This is a genomic window from Frankia tisae, from assembly GCF_025403405.1.
In the GTDB taxonomy this organism is placed as follows: Bacteria; Actinomycetota; Actinomycetes; order Frankiales; family Frankiaceae; genus Frankia; species Frankia tisai.
In genome coordinates, this window is the sequence record NZ_JANEZT010000090.1 from 1 (window position 1) to 19067 (window position 19067).

A 19067-nucleotide genomic window follows, 5' to 3' on the forward strand; every position below is an offset into this window, starting at 1 on the left:
GGGTACGCGAAGGCCTCTTCGCCGCCGACGACGACGAGTGGCCCGACGCCGACGACGACGACACCGACGGCGCTGCCCTGGGATGGGCCGACCGCGACGACGCCGACGGGCGATCCACCCCGCGTGGCACCGATGGCGGCGTCATCGTCGATCGCCCCGTCCCGTCGGAGCGTGGCTGGCCTGGGGTTCGCGAGCGACTGACGCACCGGTTGCCGGCCAGCCTGCGCGGCGTGGTGACGGCGCCGGCCGCGAGCGCGACGCTGGTCCTTGCCCTGGTTGCGCTCGCAGCCGCGCTCCTCGCCACCTGGTTCGCCTGGCAGCACCGGCCGGTGCCAGTCGCCGCGCCGGCCCGGCGGCCCTCGATGGTGGTCGCGGCGCCGGACGGGACCCCGGACGGGGGCTCTGCCGACGCCAGGACGGCCGTCGGCCGGACCGCCGCGGTGGGCGCGGTGGGCGCGGTCGCGTCCCCGGCGGCCAGCACCGGCGCGGCTGCTGAGGTGGTGGTCGACGTCGCCGGCAGGGTGACGCGGCCCGGCGTGGTCCGGCTGCCTGCCGGATCGCGGGTGGTCGACGCGATCGACCGGGTCGGGGGAGTGCTCGCCGGCACGGACACGACCGGCATCGGGCTCGCCCGGGTGCTGGTCGACGGTGAACAGATCCTCGTCGACGGCCGCCCCGGGCCCCCGCCCGCCATGGCCGTCCCGGCGCCCGTCGCGTCCGCCGCAGCTGGTACGAGCGGCGGCGGCTCCGATGGCGGCGGGGGCGGGCAGGGCGGTCAGATCGACCTGAACAGCGCCAGCTCCGAGCAGCTCGATGGCCTGCCCGGAGTCGGTCCGGTGCTGGCAGGGCGCATCGTTGCGTGGCGCACCGAGCATGGTCCCTTCCGCTCGCCGGAACAGCTGGGGGAGGTCACAGGCCTCGGTGACAAGCGGCTGGCGGACCTGCTGCCGCTGGTGAAGGTGTGACGCGGCGATGGTCGCGCTGGGTATGGAGACCGGCCTCGCACTGCCTCCGCCGTCGCCCTCGGCGCAGCCGGCCGACGCCCGGCTGGTCATGCCCGCGCTGGCGGCCTGGGCCGGCGCCGCGGTCGCGGTCCGCTGGTCGCTGCCGGACGCCGCGCTCGCCGCCGCCGCCGCCGCAGTCCTGACGGTGCCGGTGGGCCTGCTGGTCCGGGCCCGCCTGGTGAGCGTTCGCCGTACCGGCAGCGGGCGCAGCGCATCGTCGGCGCCCATCGACGGTGACAGTGACCCCCTGCCCCCGGCTGCCGCAGCGGCCCTGGCAGCCATGGTGTTCCTTGCCGCTGGAGTCCTCGCCGGCGGGCTGGCGACGCGTCCCGGCGACACGGGCCCGCTCGCCGACCTGGTGCGGCGGGAGGCGGCGATGACTGCCCGGGCCGTGGTCACGGACGATCCGCGACGGGCCGCCACGTCCGCGCCCTCGGTCGGTCCGCCGACGGGCGCCGCCACGACGTTCGTCGTGCCCATCCGGTTGGAGGGGGTCGCCGCCGGGCCCGTCGCGGTGCGGTTGCACGTCTCGGCGGTCCTGCTCGGGCGCGGTACCGGCTGGGGTGGTCTGCTGCCCAGCCAGCATCTGGATGTCGTCGGCCGCTTCGCCGTTCCCCGGGCCGGTGACACCGTTGCCGCGGTCGTGCTGGCCACCGGAGCGCCACGCCTGCGGGGGAAACCCACCGCGCTGCAGCGTTTCGCCGGCCGGCTGCGGGCCGGCCTGCGCGATGCGGCTGCTGGGCTGCCCGAACCGCGACGGGGCCTGCTCCCGGCACTCGTCGTCGGGGATGTCTCCGGCCTCGACGAGGGCCTGCGTGCCGACTTCCGCCAGGCCGGGATGTCACATCTGACCGCGGTCTCCGGCGGCAACGTCGCCGTCGTCACCGCCTCCGCCCTGGTCGTGTCGGCCTGGGCGCGGCGCGGTCTGCGTTGGCGGGCGGCGGGCGGCGCGGCCGCGCTGCTCGGGTTCGTCGTGCTCGCCCGGCCCTCCGCCAGTGTGCTGCGTGCCGCCGTGATGGGGCTCATCGGACTGGCGGCGTTCGCCGTCGGTCGGCCTCGGGCAGTCCTGCCCGCCCTCGCCGCGAGCGTCGCCGTGCTCGTCCTGGCGCAGCCCGCCCTCGCGGTCTCCGTCGGCTTCGCGCTGTCCGTCCTGGCCACCGGCGGAATGATCGTTTTTGCGGCGGGGTGGCACGCAGCCTTCGCGCGGCGGCTGCCCGATCGGCTCGCCGAGGTGCTCGCGGTGGCGGCGGCCGCGCAGCTCGCCTGCACGCCGCTGCTGGCGTGGATCGGCGGCGGCCTGAGCTTGATCGCGATCCCCGCGAACGTCCTCGCCGTGGTGGCGGTGCCCGCGGCGACCGTGCTGGGCATCGGAGTCCTGATCGTCGCCGCCGTGTCGCTGCCGCTCGCGCGGTTGCTTGCCCACGTCGCGGACCTGCCCTGCTGGTGGTTGGTGACGGTCGCGCGTCGCTGCGCCCACCTCCCGGCGGCCACTGTCGGCTGGCCCGCGGGAGTCCTGGGGGCCACCGCGGCGGCGCTCGCCGTGGTCGCCGCGGTGGCGGTACTGCGCCGGCGGTGGGGGCGCCGGGCGGCCGCCGCGGCCGTCGTCGGCCTGCTCCTGGCGCGCTGCGCCGTCGTCGAGCGGTTCGCCTCGTGGCCACCCGCCGGCTGGCGGGTGGTGGCCTGCGACGTCGGGCAGGGGGACGCGCTGGTGCTGTCTGCCGGGCCCGGCAGTGCGGTGCTGGTCGACGCGGGGCCTGATCCGGACCTGCTCGCCCGCTGCCTCGACGAGCTCGGCGTGCGCCGCCTACCGATGATTGTCCTGAGCCACCTGCACGCGGATCACGTCGACGGGCTTCCCGGGGTACTCGGCCGGCTGCCGGTGGGGGAGGTGCTGGTCGGCCCGTTGCGGGAGCCGGCGGGCCAGTGGCGTTCGGTCCGTCGATGGGTGGACCGGGCGGGTGTGCCGCTGCGCACCATCGGAGCCGGCGCGGGGGGCCAGGCAGGCGCGGTCTGCTGGACGGTGCTGGCGCCCCGGATCGTCCTGCACGGCACCGACAGCGATCCCAACAACGACAGCCTGGTGCTGTCCGCCCGGGTCGGCGCCGCGAGCATCCTGCTCACCGGGGATGTGGAGGCAACCGCTCAACGGCTGTTGGTCGGCGACCCACAGGCCCGGGCCGGGCTGCGGGCCGACGTCCTCAAGGTTCCGCACCACGGGTCCGCCAATCAGGATTCCGCTTTTCTCGCGGCGACCGGAGCCCGCTTCGCGCTGATCAGCGTCGGCATGGGCAACGACTACGGCCATCCGGCGGCATCGACCCTGCGCACGCTGCGGCGGGCCGGGATGTCCGTCGCCCGGACCGACCGGGACGGGGCGCTCGCCGTGGTCGCACCGGGGACACCGCCCGGAACCGGCCAACCGGGCCAGCGATGTCCCGAGCCCGGAGCGAATCCGTCGGCCCGGCTCGCGGCGCAGCGCGACCCGGTCTCGGTGGTGCGTCGCCGGTCGGGGAACGGATCGTGACATGCTCACCCGCGTGCCAGCTTCTCCAGCGCCCCCGCTCGTGCTCGTCACCGGCGACGAGGACCTGCTCGTGGGTCGAGCCGTTCGCGAGGTGCTCGACGCGGCCCGTGCCCGCGATCCCGAGGTGGAGATCGTGGACCGGGCGGCCGCCGAGCTCACCGAGGCGGACGTGGTGGATCTCGGTGCCACGTCGATGTTCGGCGGTGGCCGGGCGGTTGTCGTCCGGGGGGTGCAGGACCTCGGGGAGGAGCTGCGCGACGCGCTGCTGGCCTACCTCAGCCATCCCCTCGACGACGTCATCCTGGTGCTCGTGCACAGCGGCGCGGTGAAGAATCGCAAGCTGGCCGACGCCATGAAGGCGGCGGGCGCCCGGGTCATCCCGGCCGCGAAGATCACCAGGCCGCGGGACCGGCACGACTTCGTGGTCGCCGAGGTCCGCCGCCTCGGCGGGCGGATCAGCGATGGCGCCGTGCGGACCCTGCTCGATGCCGTCGGCGGCGATCTGCGCGAGCTCGCCGCCGTGTGCGACCAGCTCGTCGCCGACACCGAGGGCGGCCTGCTGGACGAGGCCGCGGTGGCCCGCTTCCACCGGGGGCGCGCCGAGGCCAGCGGGTTTGCTGTCGCCGACGCGATCATCGGCGGTGACCTGCCGCAGGCGTTGACGCTGCTGCGCCAGGCGATGGAGGGGGGGACCGCGGCCGTGCTGATCTCCAGCGCCGTCGCCGGCGGCCTGCGGGATCTCGCTCGGGTGTCCTCGGCGGGTCCGGGGACGAAGTGGGACCTCGCCCGCGCGCTCGGCATGCCCGACTGGAAGGTCGAGAAGGCGCAGCGTTCGGCGCGTGCCTGGTCCGATCCGGGCCTGGGGCTCGCGTTGCGCGCGTCGGCGACGGCGGACGCCGGTGTGAAGGGGGCGTCCGTGGACGCCGGTTACGCGCTGGAGAAGCTCCTGCGCGAGGTGGCCGCGGCGCGGTCCTTCCCCCGGGACCGGGCCCACCGCGGCGGGCGTCCATGACCGGGGCACAGCCACCGCCGGGCGGGTCGTCCCCGTCGAAGGGCGGTGCGGGTGGCCGGCCCGGGCCGGCTCAGGGGCACGACGCCGGGGAGCCTGACGATTCCGACGCGCCGCCGCCAGGCGGCTGGTTCGGGCTGCGGGTCCTGCCCGCCGGCTGGATGCGCGCGCTGCTCATGACCGTCACCGCACTGGTCACGGTGGTCGTCGCGCTGGGAGATCTGGCGAGCGCCTGGGTGGTGGGCGTCCTGCCGCTGGCCGTCGCCGCGATGGTCGGCTACCACGAGGTGCTCGACCAGATGCTCCACCCGGCGGACCGCGATCCGGCGGATGGCGATCCGGCTACCCAGTAGGCGTCGTGCTGGTCACGCTGGTAGGCGTCGTGCTGGTCACACTGAGGGCGGCGGGCAGCGTGGGCACGCAGAAAAGCCGGAGCACCCGTGGCGCCCCGGCTCCGCCGCGCGGTTTCAGCTGGCGGCCAGGCTAGCGTGCGCGCGGGCCAGCGCCGACTTCTTGTTGGCGGCCTGGTTCGGGTGGATGACACCCTTGCTGACGGCCTTGTCCAGCTTGCGGGAGGCGGCCCGAAGGGTCTCGCTGGCGCGATCGGCGTCGCCCGCCTCGACCGCGTCGCGGAAGCGGCGCACGTGCGTCTTGAGCTCGGACTTGACAGCCTTGTTGCGCAGCCGCCGCTTCTCGTTGGTGAGGTTGCGCTTGATCTGCGACTTGATGTTGGCCACGCGGAGGAACCTCTGGTTGTCGAGTCGGGATGGTGCGGACACGTCATCATACGGATGCCGGCCGCGCACGGCGGCCCGGACTACCGGCGCCTCAGCAAGCCGGCCACCTGCGCCGAACCCGGTGTCACCGGGGGGCGGAGCGGCCGGACCGCTTGGCACGGCGATGCGGCCCACCAAGGCGGCGCCCAGAATACCAAATCGGTGGCGGCCGGTGCACCGGCGCAACCTCCGCGCCGGCTCCTGGCACGATGAAGGACAGGTCGACCCAGATCCCGGCACGGGACACGCTCCCGTGACCACCGCGAGCGAAACGAGAACCTTCCGCGTGTCCGTAGCCCCGCACCTGGCGCCCGGCGCCGACCCCGCGATGATCCGCAACTTCTGCATCATCGCCCACATCGACCACGGCAAGTCGACCCTTGCCGACCGGATGCTCGGTGTGACCGGGGTCGTCGACGCGCGCAACATGCGCGCCCAGTACCTCGACCGGATGGACATCGAGCGCGAGCGTGGGATCACGATCAAGGCCCAGAACGTGCGGCTGCCCTGGCGGGCGCAGGACGGGCGGGACTACGTCCTGCATCTCATCGACACGCCCGGCCACGTCGACTTCAGCTACGAGGTGAGCCGGTCGCTGGCTGCCTGCGAGGGCGCGGTCCTGCTGGTTGACGCCGCGCAGGGGATCGAGGCCCAGACGCTGGCGAACCTCTACCTCGCCATCGAGAACGACCTGACCATCATTCCCGTGCTGAACAAGATCGATCTGCCGGCCGCCCAGCCGGAGAAGTACGCCGAGGAGATCGCGGCGATCATCGGCTGCGACCCGGGCGACGTGCTGCGCGTGTCGGGAAAGACCGGCCAGGGCGTGCCGGAGCTGCTCAACGAGATCGTCCGGCAGGTGCCCGCGCCGGTCGGCAACCCCGCCGGACCCGCCCGTGCGATGATCTTCGACAGCGTTTACGACATCTACCGCGGCGTCATCACCTACGTCCGGGTCATCGACGGCACCCTGACCACCAGGGACCGCTGCCTGATGATGTCGACGGGCGCCAGCCACGAGACGCTCGAGGTCGGGGTGATCTCGCCGGATCCGCATCCGACGGGCTCGCTGTCGGTCGGCGAGGTCGGCTACGTCATCCCCGGGGTGAAGGACGTCCGCCAGGCCCGGGTGGGCGACACCGTCACCACCGCCCGCAATCCGGCCACGGAGATGCTCGGCGGCTACCGGGATCCGCTGCCGATGGTGTATTCGGGGCTGTACCCGATCGACGGCAGCGAGTACCCGGCGCTGCGGGAGGCGCTCGACAAGCTCCAGCTCAACGACGCCGCCCTGACCTACGAGCCGGAGACGTCGGCGGCGCTCGGCTTCGGCTTCCGCTGCGGCTTCCTCGGCCTGCTGCACCTGGAGATCGTCCGGGAGCGCCTCGAGCGCGAGTTCAACCTGACGCTGATCTCCACCGCGCCGAACGTCGTCTACCGGGTGGTGATGGAGGATCTCTCCGAGGTCACCGTGACCAACCCCAGCGACTGGCCCGGCGGCAAGATCGCCGAGGTGTACGAACCGATCGTCGACGCGATGCTGCTGCTGCCCACCGACTTCGTCGGCGCGGTCATGGAGCTCTGCCAGGGCCGGCGCGGCGTGCTCAAGGGGATGGACTACCTGTCGGCCGACCGGGTCGAGCTCAAGTACACCCTGCCGCTCGGCGAGATCATCTTCGACTTCTTCGACGCGTTGAAGTCCCGCACCCGGGGATACGCCAGCCTCGACTACGACCAGGCCGGGGAGCAGCTCGCCGACCTGGTCAAGGTCGACATCCTCCTGCAGGGCGAGACCGTCGACGCCTTCTCGGCCATCGTCCACCGGGAGAAGGCGTACTCCTACGGTGTGGCGATGACGACCAAGCTGCGCGAGCTGATCCCCCGCCAGCAGTTCGAGGTGCCGATCCAGGCGGCGATCGGCAGCCGGATCATCGCCCGGGAGAACATCCGGGCGATCCGCAAGGACGTGCTGGCCAAGTGCTACGGCGGTGACATCACCCGCAAGCGCAAGCTGCTGGAGAAGCAGAAGGAGGGCAAGAAGCGGATGAAGACCATCGGGCGGGTCGAGGTCCCGCAGGAGGCGTTCATCGCCGCACTGTCCACCGACACCGGGAAGTCCGCGACGGCCAAGTGACCTACAGCGGGCTCGCCGGCAGGCGGATCGGTTCGGTCGCCGGTTCGGCGACCGGACGGTCACCGACGGGCGCGGCGGCGCCGGAACGATACACGGTGGTTCGGGGCGGGAGCAGCTCGGAGATCTCCTCGAGAACGGCCCGTGCGTCATCGTCCATGGCCTGATCTTTTCGCATCGGGCTCGACCGGCTCACGATGGCCCACCCATATCCGATCTTCCGTACACAACGGTGACAAAACGTGCTCGACGTCTCGTCCATGCCGCCGGGCTGGCTCTTCCCGATGCTGGTCCCGATGTGGTCCCGGCGTGGCCATCGGCGGCCCGCTCGTGCGCTTGACAAACGTGGCGTTGCTACAACCCCCTGCGTTGGGGGCACACTGGGGGCATGCCACAAAAGCCTCCCGACGGGTCACCTCCGCCCGACGACGGCGCTCTCCCGTCGGCCGCGCTGGCCGAGCTGGCCGAGCGCGCGTTCGGGGCATACGTGCACGTGCCCTACTGCGCGGCGCGCTGTGGCTACTGTGACTTCAACACCTACACGGCGGCGGACCTGGGCGGCGCGCTGGTCTCCTCGGTGGGCCTGACGACCTTCGTCGACATCGCCACGCAGGAGATCCGGCTGGCCCGGGCGGTGCTGGGCGACGTCGACGTGGCCATCTCGACCGTGTTCGTCGGCGGGGGCACGCCGACCCTGCTCTCCGCGGGCGACCTCGCCCGCCTGCTGCGTGCCCTGGACGCCGAGTTCGGGCTCGCCGCCGGCGCGGAGGTCACCACCGAGGCGAACCCGGAGTCGGTCGATCCGGCCCAGCTCGAGCAGCTGCGCGCAGCGGGCTACACGCGGATCTCGTTCGGCATGCAGAGCGACCGGCCGCATGTGCTGGCGGCGTTGGATCGCCGGCACACCCCCGGGCGGGTCTCCGAGGTGATGCGCTGGGCGCGCAAGGCCGGGTTCGAACAGGTGAGCCTCGACCTGATCTACGGGGCTCCGGGCGAGTCCGAGGCCGACTGGGCGGCGAGCCTGCGGGCGGCCGTGCAGTTGGGGCCGGACCACGTCAGCGCCTACGCGCTGACCGTGGAGGAGGGCACCAAGCTGTCGCGCCGGGTGCGCCGCGGCGAGCTGCTCGAGCCGGACGACGACCTGCTCGCCGACCGGTACCTGCTCGCCGACGAGATCCTCACCTCCGCCGGGCTGACCAACTACGAGGTCAGCAACTGGTCGCGGGATTCGGCCACCCGGTGCCGGCACAACCTGGGCTACTGGCGAGGCGATCACTGGTGGGGCTTCGGCCCGGGGGCTCACAGCCACGTCGGCGGCGTGCGGTGGTGGAACGTGCGCCATCCGGCGGAGTACGCCGCCCGCCTCGCCGCCCAGCGCAGTCCGGCTGCGGCGCGCGAGGAACTCGACGCGTCCACCCGCCGGGTCGAGCGCGTCATGCTGGGGGTGCGGCTGGCGGAGGGGCTCGGCGTCGCCGAGCTTGACGAAGCCGGGCTGGCGGCCTGCGCGGACCTCGCCCGATCCGGCCTGGTCGAACCGGGCGCGCTCGAGTTCGACCGAGTGCGGTTGACCCGGCGCGGTCGCCTGCTCACCGACACGGTGGTTCGGGCGCTGCTACCCGACTGACCGGCACCCGATCGGGCGTGGCTGCGGCGATGCGGAACCGGGATACCCCCGTGGTCGTTCGGTGGGAAGGATGTTGCCAGCTCCTCACCCGCCATTCGTGGAGCGGCTCATGTTCTGTGCTTCAAACAGGGCCGGCGGCTACACTTGGCACTCACTGCGGCCGAGTGCCAGGCCTGGTGTCCGTCGGTGCAGGTGCGCGCACCGTGGCCCGGCCACGTCCCGCTTGGTGAAGGGGGTGCGACCGCGTGCTAGAGGATCGGCGGCTCGAAGTCCTACGGGCGATCGTGGAGGATTTTGTCCTCAGTAACGAGCCGGTGGGTTCCAAGGCGCTGGCGGAGCGTCATAATCTCGGCGTCTCGCCGGCTACTGTCCGTAATGACATGTCCGCGCTGGAGGAAGAGGGCTACATCACGCAGCCCCACACCAGTGCCGGGCGTATTCCGACAGACAAGGGCTATCGGTTGTTCGTCGACCGGTTGTCCGGGGTGAAGCCGCTGTCCCGGGCCGAGCGGCGGGCCATCCAGAGCTTCCTGGAGGGCGCGGTCGACCTCGATGACGTCGTGCGCCGCTCGGTTCGCCTGCTCGCCCAGCTCACCCGCCAGGTGGCGGTGGTGCAGTACCCGTCGCTGTCGAGCAGCAGCGTCCGGCACATCGAGGTTGTGACCCTCGGACCGCGCCGGATGCTCATGGTGATGATCACTGATACCGGGCGGGTCGAGCAGCGGATCATCGACAGCCTCACGCCCGTGGACGACGAGATCGCAGGCGAGCTCCGGGCTACCCTCAACTGCGCGCTGGCCGGCCAACGGCTGGCCGACGCACCCGAGGTCGTCGCCATCCTGGCCGACCAGACCCGCCCCGAGCTGCGGCCGTGCCTGGCGACGATGACCGGGGTGGTGCTGGAATCCCTGGCGGAGCGCCCGGAGGAGCGCCTCGCCATGGCCGGCACGGCGAACCTCACCAGGGCCTCGGTCGACTTCGCCGATTCGTTGCGGTCGATACTGGAGGCGCTCGAGGAGCAGGTCGTGTTGATGAAGCTCATCGGCTCGGCCCGCGAGACCGGTACTGTAACGGTACGCATCGGTCGAGAGACGGACGTGGACGCCCTGCGGACGACTGCAGTGGTGGCCACCGGCTATGGCCGCGGTCCTTTCGCCCTGGGCGGAATGGGAGTGGTCGGCCCGATGCGCATGGACTATCCGTGGACGATGGCGGCCGTCCGGGCCGTCGCCAAATACGTGGGTGAACTCTTGGGTGCCGACTGATGGCCGTGGACTACTACGCAGTGCTCGGCGTGCGCCGAGACGCGTCGAACGACGAGATCAAACGGGCCTACCGCAAACTTGCCCGGGAACTGCATCCAGACGTCAACCCCGACCCGGAAGCGCAGCAGCGTTTCCGCGGGGTGACCGCAGCCTACGAGGTGCTCTCTGACCCGGAGAAGCGCCAGATCGTCGACCTGGGCGGTGACCCGCTCGCGCCCGGTGGTGGTGGGGGTGCCGGCTCGCCGTTCGGCGCCGGTTTTGGCGGGCTCGGCGACATCATGGACGCCTTCTTCGGCGGCGGGACGGCCCGCGGCCCCCGCTCCCGGGTCCGGCGCGGCAACGATGCGCTGCTGCGGATCGAGCTGGACCTGGCCGAGACCGCCTTCGGCGCCACCCGCGAGATCACCGTGGACACGGCGGCCGTGTGCTCGACCTGCACCGGTGCCGGGGCTGCCCCCGGCACCCACCCCTCGACCTGCGGCACCTGCGGCGGTCGGGGGGAGGTTCAGCAGGTCACCCGATCCTTTCTCGGGCAGATGGTGACCTCTCGTCCCTGCCCGCGCTGCTCGGGTACCGGCACGCTGATCGAGCATCCCTGCCGCGACTGCGGTGGGGACGGTCGGGTCCGCAAGCGCCGCACCCTGACGGTGAAGATTCCCTCCGGTGTCGAGGACGGGATGCGCATCCGGCTGTCCGGGGAGGGCGAGGTCGGTCCCGGTGGTGGGCCGCCCGGCGACCTCTACGTCGAGGTCTCCGAGCGCCAGCATCAGGTGTTCACCCGCGAGGGCGACGATCTGCACTGTGAGCTGCCGCTGCCGATGACCTCGGCGGCGCTGGGCACCTCCGCCACCCTGGAGACCCTCGACGGCACCGAGACCATCGCGGTGAAGCCGGGCACCCAGCCGGGCGAGGTCATCAAGCTCGCCGGCCGTGGCGTCCCGCACCTGCGCGCCGCCGGGCGAGGGCACCTGCACATCCACATCAACGTGGAGACGCCGACGAAGCTGGACGCCGAGCAGGAGCGGCTGCTGCGGGAGCTGGCGAAGATCCGCGACGAGGAGGCGCCCGCGATCGTGGGCGGCTCCGCCGGCGGCGGCGCGAGCGGGTTGTTCCGCCGTCGCGGCTCGCGGCGCGGGCGCTGACCCGCCGTCACGGTCGGCCCCAGGGCCGCCCGACGCTCGTTCCCCGTGGAGAGGATCTCCACTGACCAACGCGCTGTTCCGGCTGTCCCCGCTGCCCACCGCGGACGTGTTCACCCTGGCCGGCCCCGAGGGGCGTCATGCGGCGACGGTGCGCCGGTTGCGGCCAGGCGAGTCGGTGGACGTCACCGACGGTTACGGGGCGGGGTTGGAGTGCGCCGTCGTGGCGGTCCGGCGCGACGAGATCGACTGCGCGGTGCGCCGGCGGGTCGACGCGGCGGCGCCCCATCCGCGTCTCGTCGTTGTGCAGGCGCTGGCCAAGGGCGATCGCGGTGAGCGGGCGGTGGAGATGCTGACCGAGGTCGGCGTCGACGAGATCGTGCCGTGGTCGGCGACGCGGTCAGTGGTCCGCTGGGAGGGCGAGCGTGGCGCACGGGCCAGGGAACGCTGGGTCCGGGCCGCGGCGGAGGCGTCGAAGCAGTCCCACCGACTGCACTGGCCGGTGGTCGGTGCCCTCGTCGGGGCGGCGGAACTGACCCGGCGGGTGGCGTCGGCGGCCCTCACCGTCGTGCTGCACGAGCAGGCTGACGAGCCGCTGGTGGGCCTGGCCCGCCTCGGCGCCGCGGACGTGGGCGCCGCGGACGTGGGCGCCGAGGACGTCGGTGGGATGGCGGCGGCCGTCCCGGCGGCGGCGCAGACCGGGCAGGCGGCGGAGATTCTGCTGGTCGTGGGGCCCGAAGGCGGCATCGCCGACGCAGAGGTGGAGGCGTTGCGCCGGGCCGGCGCCGCGGTGGCGCGCCTGGGTCCGACCGTGCTGCGTACCTCCACCGCCGGCGTGGTCGCGTCCTCGGTCGTCCTGGCGGATCTCGGCCGCTGGGACGCTCGGCGTGATGATGGATAGACTGGCGGGGTAGAGCCCGCGGCTGGCTTGCGGCGGGCGGCTCCTGCCTCGGCAGGGCGCCGACCTGATGCCAGGCCGCCGCGTCGCACCACCCACCACGGCTATCGATCCCGAGAGGTGCCGCGGCCGTAGCTGGCCGCTCTCTATGCCCGAATCCGTCACGCCACCCGTCGCGTCGCCCGCTCCGGTCACGACGCGCATCGTCGTCCCCGGCCCGCACAGCATGGTGAGCCTGCTGGGCCACCAGGACGAGCTGCTGCGCACCGTCGAGCGGGCGTTTTCCTCGGACATCCACGTGCGCGGCAACGAGATCACCATCACCGGTCCGCCGGCGGAGAACGAGCTGGCCACGAAGCTGTTCGCGGAGCTCATCGCGCTGCTCGACGCGGGCACCGAGCTCAGCCCGCAGCACGTCGACCATTCCCTGGCGATGCTGCGCAGCGGTTCCGAGGAACGGCCCGCCGAGGTCCTCACCCTCAACATCCTGTCGAACCGGGGCCGGACGATCCGGCCCAAGACGCTCAACCAGAAGCGTTACGTCGACGCGATCGACCACCACACGATCGTGTTCGGGATCGGGCCCGCCGGTACCGGCAAGACGTACCTGGCGATGGCGAAGGCGGTTCAGGCACTGCAGGCCAAGAAGGTCAACCGGATCATCCTGACCCGGCCGGCGGTCGAGGCGGGGGAGCGACTCGGCTTCCTGCCGGGCACCCTGTACGAGAAGATCGACCCGTACCTGCGGCCCCTCTACGACGCGCTGCACGACATGATCGACCCGGACTCGATCCCGCGGCTGATTCAGGCCGGGACGATCGAGGTTGCCCCGCTGGCCTACATGCGCGGCCGGACCCTGAACGACGCCTTCATCATCCTCGACGAGGCGCAGAACACCTCGCCCGAGCAGATGAAGATGTTCCTCACCCGGCTCGGCTTCGGGGCCAAGATCGTGGTGACGGGTGACGTCACCCAGGTGGACCTGCCCAGCGGCACCCGCAGCGGGCTGCGGGTCGTCCGGGAGATCCTCGACGGTGTCGAGGACGTCCATTTCGCGTCCCTGACCAGCTCCGACGTAGTTCGCCACCGGTTGGTGGGCGAGATCGTCGACGCGTACGCCCGCTGGGACGCCGTCGAGGACAGTGCCGGTGCCCCGGCGGCTCCCGGCCGCCCGAGCCGCCGGGAGCGACGGTGACGGTGCCGGTGCCGGGGCTCGGAGAGGACAGCTGATGGCCGTGTTCGTCGCCAACGAGTCAGGCGCGAACGACGTCGACGAGATCCGGCTGACGGCGCTCGCCCGGTTCGTGCTCGACGCGATGAAGGTGAACCCGCTCGCGGAGCTGTCGGTGATGCTGGTCGAGGAGAAGGCCATGGCCGACCTGCACGTGCGGTACATGGGCGAGGAGGGCCCGACCGACGTGCTGTCCTTCGCCCAGGACGACGCGTTCGACGCGTCCTGGTCGGAGTCGGCCGATGACGACCCCACGACGCTGCTCGGTGACGTGGTGCTCTGCCCCGAGGTCGCGCGTCGTCAGGCGGAGCAGGCGGGGCACTCCCGCGAACGCGAGCTGCATCTGCTGTGTACCCACGGCATCCTGCACCTGCTCGGGTACGACCACGCCGAGCCGGACGAGGAACGCGAGATGTTGAAGATCCAGAACAAGCTGCTGGCGTCCTGGGACGTCGCGGTGGAGGCCGTCGGCGGGAAACGTCCCGCCGACGGTGCGGACGGTGCGGACGGAGCTGGAGAGCCCGGCCCCACCGCCGCGCGCTGACCCCGGCACGGGGGAGCCGATGAGCTCCGGCGATCTTCTTCTTGTCTTCATCACGGTGGTCGCCTCCCTTGCCGCCGCGGGGCTCGGCTGTGTGGACGCAGCCCTGACCAGGGTGTCGCGGGTGTCGGTGGAGAACTTCGCGCGCCAGGGGCGGGCGGGCGCGGCGAACCTCGCCACCGTGGTGGCCGACCCCGGCCGTTTTCTCGCGCTGCTGCTGCTCCTGCGGATCGTCGGCGAGATGCTCGCCGCCGCCTGCCTGACGATCCTGTTCGCGCACGCCTACGGCACGGGCCTCGCCGCGGTCGGGCTGGGCACGCTGGTGGCGACCCTGATCGCCTACATCCTCGTCGGGGTGATGTTCCGGACGCTCGGCCGCCAGCACGCGCCCGCGGTCGCGCTCGCCACCGCGGGGCTCACCGTCCGCCTCGCCCGGATCTTCGGGCCGCTGCCGCGTCTGCTCATCGCGCTGGGTAACGCCGTCACTCCGGGTCCCGGGTTCCGCGACGGGCCCTTCGCCTCCGAGGCGGAGCTGCGTGACCTGGTCGACCTCGCCGAGGAGAACGAGGTCATCGAGCGCGGGGAACGCGACATGATCGCGTCGGTGTTCGAGCTGGGGGACACCCTCGTCCGGGAGGTGATGGTGCCCCGGCCGGACATGGTGTTCATCGAGTCGATGAAGACCGTCCGCCAGGCCCTCTCGCTCGCGCTGCGTAGTGGCTTCTCCCGGATCCCGGTGATCGGCGAAAGCGTCGACGACGTCGTGGGGATCGCCTTCCTCAAGGACATGGTCCGCCACGAGCGCGATGGCGACGAGGACGGCCCCATCGCCGAGATCATGCGTGCGCCCGTGCTCGTGCCGGAGAGCAAGCCCGCCGACGATCTGCTGCGGGAGATGCAGGCGTCGCGGACCCACATGGCGATCGTCATCGACGAGTACGGTGGGACCGCCGGGCTCGTGACCATCGAGGACATCCTCGAGGAGATCGTCGGCGAGATCACCGACGAGTACGACAGCGAGGTGGCACCGGTGGAGTGGCTCGATCCCGATACGGCCCGGGTCACCGCCCGGCTCGACGTGGACGGCCTCGCCAAACTGTTCGACTTCGACGTCGACGAGCTGCCCGGCGCGGACGACTCGGTGACCGTCGGCGGCCTGCTGGCCACCGCCCTGGGGCGGGTGCCCATCCCGGGCGCGACGGTGACGGTCGGCGGCCTTCGGCTGTCCGCGGAACGGGCGGCCGGCCGGCGCAACCAGATCGGCACGATCGTCGTCAGCCGCCCGCCGCGCCCGCAGGCCCGCGCCGATGACCCGGCCCCGGGCGGAGCAGACAGCGGTGAGCCGGCCGGGCGCTCATCACAGCACGGAAAGGTGATCTCGTGACCCCAGATCCGACCAGGCCGGCGACCGCGCCCGCCGGGGCGGCCCTCGACTTGGCCGCGGAGGACGCGAAGCTGCTCGTCCTGGCCCGCTCGGCGCGGCTGCGCGCCCACGTCCCCGACGGTCGGCGCGCCGAGGGCGCGGCCCTGCGCGACACCGACGGCCGCACCTACGCCGCCGCCACCGTCGGCCTGAGCCGGCCCGAGCTGGCGATCTCGGCCCTGCGGGCGGCCGTGGCCGCGGCGGTCTCCAGCGGGGCGCGCCGCTTCGAGGCCGCGGCCGTTGTCACCGAGGGTGACGAAATTGCGAGCGATGATCTCGCTACTCTTGCCGAGTTCGGCGCCGGCGTCCCCGTCTTCCTCGGTGGCACCGACGGCGTGGCCCGCCGCAGGGCGACCAGCTAGCGTGCCGACCCCAAGCCCCGCCCCCGGCGGCACGACCCCGATCGAGTTCCGGTCCGGGTTCGCCTGCCTCGTCGGCCGGCCCAACGCCGGCAAATCGACGTTGACCAACGCCCTGGTCGGCACCAAGGTCGCCATCACCAGCGGCCGGCCGCAGACGACCCGGCACGCCATCCGGGGCATCGTGCACCGCGCCGACGCCCAGCTCGTCCTCGTCGACACGCCCGGCCTGCACCGGCCGCGCACCCTGCTCGGTCAGCGGCTCAACGACGTCGTGCGGGCCACGCTGTCCGAGGTCGACGTCGTCGGGTTCTGCATGCCCGCCGACGAGCCCGTGGGCCGCGGTGACCGCTTCATCGCCGAGGAGCTGTCCCGCCTGCCGAAACGGACACCGGTGGTGGCCATCCTGACCAAGACCGACAAGGTCGGCGACGCGGACCGGATCGGCGCGCGGCTGCTCGACGTCGCCGGCCTCGGAGAGTTCAGCGACATCGTCCCGGTCAGCGCCATCCGCTCCTACCAGGTGGACGTGCTCGCCGAACTGCTGGCCGCGCGGTTGCCGAAGGGGCCCGCGCTCTACCCCGGCGGCGAGCTGACCGACGAGCCCGAGCAGGTCATGGTCGCCGAGCTGGTCCGGGAGGCGGCCCTGGAAGGGGTCCGCGACGAGCTGCCCCACTCGCTGGCGGTGGTCGTCGAGGAGATGATCCCCCGGGAGGGCCGATCACCGCAGAACCCGCTGCTGGACGTGCGGGTCAACGTCTTCGTCGAGCGGCCCAGCCAGAAGGCGATCGTCATCGGCGCCGGCGGCTCCCGACTCAAGGCGGTCGGCACCCGGGCCCGCGGGCAGATCGAGGCGCTGCTCGGGACGCCGGTCTTCCTGGACCTGCACGTCAAGGTCGCCAAGGACTGGCAGCGAGACCCCCGCCAGCTACGCCGCCTGGGCTTCTAACCCCGCGGACGGGACGGGGCCCACCGCCGACCCGCGGTGTGGGTGCGTACGGCACCGGTCAGCGGCGGAACGGCCACCGGGGCCACCGACGCGGGCGTGGAAGCGCCTGGGTCGGCGGGTCGGACCCGTCGTTGACGACCGCACCGTCGACGATCTCCAGGATCGGTGGCATGGCCCGCCGCCGCCGCTCCGCCACGTTGCCGGCGTTCATGGTCGAGGGGGCCGGGGATCCGTCATCCGGCGCCCCGACGTCACCGGAACCGGCGTGCTGGGACAGCGTGGCGTCGCCGGCCGTCCCGTGCCGGTCGGTGGCCGTGGCCTGGTCGGACATCCCGGCCTGGTCCGTGCTCACGGTCTCGTCTGTGCTCACGGCCTTGTCCGTGAGCACGGCCTTGCCGGCCGTGGTGCCCTGGCCGGTGGTAGTGCCCTGGCCGGGGCGGATGGCTTCGGCGGATGCCGGGGGCTCGCCGAACGTCCCGTCCTCGGGAGACGTCGGGGCCCGGCCGGATGGTCGGGCCGGCTCGGCTGCGCCGGCATCGCCGGGGGCCACGGGCTGGTCGGTCGCCGAGGTTCCGTCGGCGGCCGGTGCCTCAGCGGAGCCGGTTGCCGTCTCGGACCGCGTGGGTGGGACGGCGGCGGCAGCGGCCGGGTCGTCGGCGAGGGTCAGCGGCGGTGCGTCGTCGGTGAGTGCGGCGACCAGCAGCGCCTGGCGGTTGGCGAGGATGAATTCCTTGACCTCCGGCGGTTGCAGGGCGTAGCGGTTGAGCTTCTTACCGTGCAGATCGATCCGTTCGACGTCGTAGCGGCCCTTGGCGGGGTTCGTGAACTCCTCGCCGGTGCGCTTGCTCAGGTCCATGGAGACCAGGCGACAGACGAAGAAGTGCGACACCGCGATCCCGTCGCCGCGCGGCGGGCTGGTGAGGAACACCTGCTGGACGCGGTCGACCGTCGCCCCGAGTTCCTCGGCGAGCTCGCGGTGCAGCGCCGCCTCCACCGAGCCGTCCTCGCGGTCCACCCCGCCGCCGGGCGTGGACCAGTAGGGCTTGCGCTTCGGCAGCGTCCGCCGGAAGAGCACCAGGCGGCCGTCGCTGTCGATGAGGATTGCTCGCGCCGCCCGCCGTACCACCCGCACCGAACCATCATCCGCAACCGGCGGCGCGTGGTGCAGGCGAGGCCGGTATCCGTCGGCAGAGTTGTCTATTTGTACTTCCTTGTGTACGGGAGGTTGCAAAACGGGGCTGATTCGTCGCCGCCCTCTGCCGGATGACCTCGCCTTACCGCGCCGACCCAGGGTCGTGCAACCATGGGCGGGTGCCGGTGTATCGCGACGAAGGGGTCGTCCTGCGAACGACCCCTCTCGCCGAGGCGGACCGCATCATCACCGTACTCACGCGGCGTAACGGCCGGGTCCGGGCCGTCGCCAAGGGTGTGCGCAAGACGTCCTCGCGGTTCGGCTCCCGGCTGGAACCGGGCACGTATGTCGATCTGATGATGCACTCCGGCCGCTCGCTGGACACCGTCACCCAGGCCGACATTATCTCCCCCTACGGGGCGACGATCGCGCTCGACTACGGCCGGCACACCGCCGCGGCCGTGATGCTCGAGACCGCCGAGCGGCTGACCAGTGAGGAGCGTCAGCCCGCGCTGCGGCTGTTCCTGTTGCTCGTCGGTGGTCTGCGCACCCTGGCCGCGGGACAGCGGCCGGCCCCGCTCGTGCTGGACGCCTTCCTGCTTCGATCGCTGGCGGTGTCCGGCTACGGCATGGCCCTGGACGACTGCGCGCGGTGCGGGGAGCCGGGGCAGCACCTGTCGTTGTCCGTTGCGGGCGGCGGCGTAGTGTGCCCGCAATGTCGTCCGCACGGCGCTGCGTCGGTCTCGGCGGGGGCGGTGCGGCTCCTCACCGACCTGTTGCGCGGCGACTGGGACGGCGCGTTGGTCAGCGACGTCCGCGCCCGGCGGGAGGCCGGTGGCATCGTCGCCGCCTATCTCCAGTGGCATCTCGAACGGGGGCTGCGCGCGCTACCGCATCTGGAACGGGCATGAGTGGCCGTGGCCGTGGCCGGGCCGGCGCGGGACCGCGCCGTTCGAGTGGCCGCGCCGGGACGGTGTCGTTCCGGTCGGTCCACGGCTCTCCGGACACCGGTCGGGGGACACGCGCCGGTCGGGGGGCGTGTGCTGGTCGGGGGGCGTGTGC

The 19067-nt window shown here is 72.6% G+C and carries 18 protein-coding genes; 15 read left to right on the top strand and 3 right to left on the bottom strand.

The annotated features are described in order from the left end of the window. From NBZ85_RS11300 to NBZ85_RS11315, 4 genes are all read left to right on the top strand, one after another. A partial coding sequence (locus NBZ85_RS11300; protein WP_261561915.1) for a ComEA family DNA-binding protein occupies nt 1-965 on the top strand: 965 nt, incomplete at its 5' end. 7 nt (nt 966-972) lie between these two features. Continuing rightward, entirely contained in the window at nt 973-3528 is a 2556-nt protein-coding gene (locus NBZ85_RS11305) for a ComEC/Rec2 family competence protein (protein ID WP_261556573.1), read from the top strand. 1 nt (nt 3529) lies between these two features. After that, entirely contained in the window at nt 3530-4540 is a 1011-nt protein-coding gene (gene holA, locus NBZ85_RS11310; RefSeq protein WP_261556572.1) for a DNA polymerase III subunit delta, read from the top strand. Then, nucleotides 4537-4890 carry a hypothetical protein gene (locus NBZ85_RS11315; protein ID WP_261556571.1) on the top strand — a complete coding sequence of 118 codons (354 nt, stop codon included), beginning with the start codon at nt 4537-4539 and terminating at the stop codon, nt 4888-4890. Before holA ends, NBZ85_RS11315 begins: the two co-directional genes overlap by 4 nt. A gap of 114 nt (nt 4891-5004) precedes the next feature. On the opposite strand, the gene rpsT is transcribed toward NBZ85_RS11315, so the two are convergent. Beyond that, nucleotides 5005-5274 carry a 30S ribosomal protein S20 gene (gene rpsT, locus NBZ85_RS11320; RefSeq protein WP_261556570.1) on the bottom strand — a complete coding sequence of 90 codons (270 nt, stop codon included), beginning with the start codon at nt 5272-5274 and terminating at the stop codon, nt 5005-5007. Nucleotides 5275-5599: 325 nt separating this feature from the next. Between rpsT and lepA the strand changes: the two genes are divergently transcribed. Next, nucleotides 5600-7447 (top strand): translation elongation factor 4, encoded by a 1848-nt coding sequence (lepA, locus tag NBZ85_RS11325; protein WP_308204987.1) that lies wholly within the window; start codon nt 5600-5602, stop codon nt 7445-7447. Nucleotide 7448: 1 nt separating this feature from the next. Here the strand turns inward: lepA and NBZ85_RS11330 are convergent, their stop codons facing one another. Beyond that, the gene (locus NBZ85_RS11330; RefSeq protein WP_261556569.1) at nt 7449-7604 is read right to left on the bottom strand and encodes a hypothetical protein; all 156 of its coding nucleotides are present in this window, start codon (nt 7602-7604) and stop codon (nt 7449-7451) included. A gap of 228 nt (nt 7605-7832) precedes the next feature. Between NBZ85_RS11330 and hemW the strand changes: the two genes are divergently transcribed. The 9 genes from hemW (at nt 7833) to era (ending at nt 16873) form a co-directional block, all read left to right on the top strand. Next, nucleotides 7833-9068: a radical SAM family heme chaperone HemW gene (gene hemW, locus NBZ85_RS11335; RefSeq protein WP_261556568.1), complete on the top strand. Its 1236-nt coding sequence runs from the start codon at nt 7833-7835 to the stop codon at nt 9066-9068. 245 nt (nt 9069-9313) lie between these two features. Beyond that, complete coding sequence (gene hrcA / locus NBZ85_RS11340) at nt 9314-10333, top strand: heat-inducible transcriptional repressor HrcA (protein ID WP_261556567.1); 1020 nt, start codon at nt 9314-9316, stop codon at nt 10331-10333. After that, the gene (gene dnaJ, locus NBZ85_RS11345) at nt 10333-11475 is read left to right on the top strand and encodes a molecular chaperone DnaJ (RefSeq protein ID WP_261556566.1); all 1143 of its coding nucleotides are present in this window, start codon (nt 10333-10335) and stop codon (nt 11473-11475) included. The genes hrcA and dnaJ overlap by 1 nt, the downstream gene beginning before the upstream one ends. 73 nt (nt 11476-11548) lie before the next feature. Beyond that, on the top strand, nt 11549-12373 hold the full coding sequence (locus NBZ85_RS11350) for a 16S rRNA (uracil(1498)-N(3))-methyltransferase (RefSeq protein ID WP_261556577.1): 825 nt from the start codon (nt 11549-11551) through the stop codon (nt 12371-12373). Nucleotides 12374-12518: 145 nt separating this feature from the next. After that, complete coding sequence (locus tag NBZ85_RS11355) at nt 12519-13565, top strand: PhoH family protein (protein WP_261556565.1); 1047 nt, start codon at nt 12519-12521, stop codon at nt 13563-13565. A gap of 34 nt (nt 13566-13599) precedes the next feature. After that, the gene (ybeY, locus tag NBZ85_RS11360) at nt 13600-14145 is read left to right on the top strand and encodes an rRNA maturation RNase YbeY (RefSeq protein ID WP_261556564.1); all 546 of its coding nucleotides are present in this window, start codon (nt 13600-13602) and stop codon (nt 14143-14145) included. A gap of 19 nt (nt 14146-14164) precedes the next feature. Then, nucleotides 14165-15526, top strand: a complete 1362-nt coding sequence (locus NBZ85_RS11365) for a hemolysin family protein (protein WP_261556576.1) — start codon at nt 14165-14167, stop codon at nt 15524-15526. Further along, nucleotides 15523-15927, top strand: a complete 405-nt coding sequence (locus NBZ85_RS11370; RefSeq protein WP_261556563.1) for a cytidine deaminase-like protein — start codon at nt 15523-15525, stop codon at nt 15925-15927. The genes NBZ85_RS11365 and NBZ85_RS11370 overlap by 4 nt, the downstream gene beginning before the upstream one ends. A 1-nt stretch (nt 15928) precedes the next feature. After that, nucleotides 15929-16873 carry a GTPase Era gene (gene era / locus NBZ85_RS11375; protein ID WP_261556562.1) on the top strand — a complete coding sequence of 315 codons (945 nt, stop codon included), beginning with the start codon at nt 15929-15931 and terminating at the stop codon, nt 16871-16873. A 58-nt stretch (nt 16874-16931) separates the two neighbouring features. On the opposite strand, the gene NBZ85_RS11380 is transcribed toward era, so the two are convergent. Continuing rightward, the gene (locus NBZ85_RS11380; protein ID WP_261561916.1) at nt 16932-18005 is read right to left on the bottom strand and encodes an NUDIX domain-containing protein; all 1074 of its coding nucleotides are present in this window, start codon (nt 18003-18005) and stop codon (nt 16932-16934) included. Between the two features lie 185 nt (nt 18006-18190). Between NBZ85_RS11380 and recO the strand changes: the two genes are divergently transcribed. Beyond that, the gene (gene recO, locus NBZ85_RS11385; RefSeq protein ID WP_261556575.1) at nt 18191-18916 is read left to right on the top strand and encodes a DNA repair protein RecO; all 726 of its coding nucleotides are present in this window, start codon (nt 18191-18193) and stop codon (nt 18914-18916) included. The last annotated feature ends 151 nt before the right edge of the window (nt 18917-19067 follow it).